Origin of the sequence: Rhodococcus sp. NPDC057014, assembly GCF_042673295.1 — a bacterium.
GTDB lineage: Bacteria > Actinomycetota > Actinomycetes > Mycobacteriales > Mycobacteriaceae > Rhodococcus_F.
On record NZ_JBHUSF010000504.1, the window covers coordinates 2,717 to 4,027 of the forward strand.

Below are 1,311 nucleotides of genomic sequence, written 5' to 3' on the forward strand. Positions count from 1 at the left end.
GCCGGCCCGCGCCCCCCCCCGCCGCCCCCCACCCGCGGGTCCCGGTCGCCCGCCGGCCCACCCCCGGGCCCCCCCCCCCCACCCGCGACCACACTGGAGGTATCCCGCCGAAGTCAGGAGACAGTGATGGGCGACAACAGGCCGTTCGGTTTCGACCCCGACGATCTCGACCGCGTGATCCGTGAGGCCGGCGAGGAATTGCAGGGCGTCAAGGACCGGATCGTCAGGTTCCTGGAACAGGCGGATTCCCAGATCCCGTGGACGGGCGTGTTCGCGGACTTCGCCCGGCCGCCACGCACCGCGTCGAAACCGGAGACGACCGGAGAGACCGGCGACGGCGTGTGGGCGATCTACACCGTCGACGGCGAGGGCGTCGCCCGCGTCGAGCAGGTGTATGCCACCGAACTCGATGCCCTCCGGGCGCACAAGCACAACACCGATCCTCACCGTTCGGTACGGTTCCTCCCCTACGGCGTCACCGTCAGCGTCCTCGACCAGCAAGAGGAGCCGACGCCGCGGGAAACGGAGTGACTGCACGGACCTCGGCTCCGTCGGATCTCGGTCCGGCCCAACGCCGCCTCGGGCAGGCAAGTCGGCACGACGCTGCTCCGGAACCATGCGCCGCGACGAAACGCGCCGCCACCCCTCGAGAATGTCCTGATCAGCGCTGTGGGATGACCACCGTCGCCGGACGCGGCTACCGGGACTGCAGAGCTCAGCGAGTTCCGCGGTTCTTGTTCAGCCAGGCGACGATTCACCGACGGCATCCCTCATCCTCGGGGTACCCAATCCCCGCGCCAACTTCGGTCGCTCGTTTCGAGCCTCGTACTTGGCGCGGTTGACCCTCCATCAATCCGGCGGCCCATCCGTCGCGAAGGAACCACCAGAGTCCGGATGGATTGCACTGTCCGGAATCGCTGCCGAAGGCGCGTCTCAGTTCGAAGTGAGATCGTCGCTCGATACAGACACCGGAGGTGTCAAAGCCGACGGAGTCGTCTCCGCGGTGCTCCGCGCGCGGTGGAGAGAAACTGCACCTCGCCGTCGGATCCAGCCGGGCACGTAAGCGGGCGATCACCGTCGTTGTCTCATTGGTGCATGCGCTTGAGCGCCGACGGCGGGAATCCGTAGTGACGTTTGAAGGCACGAGTGAATGTGTCGGGGTCCGCGAAACCGCTTGTGATAGCTGACTGGAGGACGCTGAACCCGGCGCTCAGTTGGGACTGCCCCCACCGTGGTTGACACTCGGGGTGTGCAGTTCAGGCCGCGTGTGCGGCCTGATGGAGCGTCTCATACTCGATGGGCGTTAGTCGA

Annotated in this window: 2 protein-coding genes; one reads left to right on the forward strand and one right to left on the reverse strand. The window is 67.2% G+C overall.

From position 1 onward, the window contains the following. Positions 1–126 precede the first annotated feature (126 nt). Positions 127–531: a hypothetical protein gene (locus tag ACFTZB_RS43790; protein WP_378441982.1), complete on the forward strand. Its 405-nt coding sequence runs from the start codon at positions 127–129 to the stop codon at positions 529–531. Positions 532–1,085: 554 nt separating this feature from the next. Here the strand turns inward: ACFTZB_RS43790 and ACFTZB_RS43795 are convergent. Then, the gene (locus tag ACFTZB_RS43795; RefSeq protein WP_378441984.1) at positions 1,086–1,214 is read right to left on the reverse strand and encodes a helix-turn-helix domain-containing protein; all 129 of its coding nucleotides are present in this window, start codon (positions 1,212–1,214) and stop codon (positions 1,086–1,088) included. Positions 1,215–1,311 lie beyond the last annotated feature (97 nt).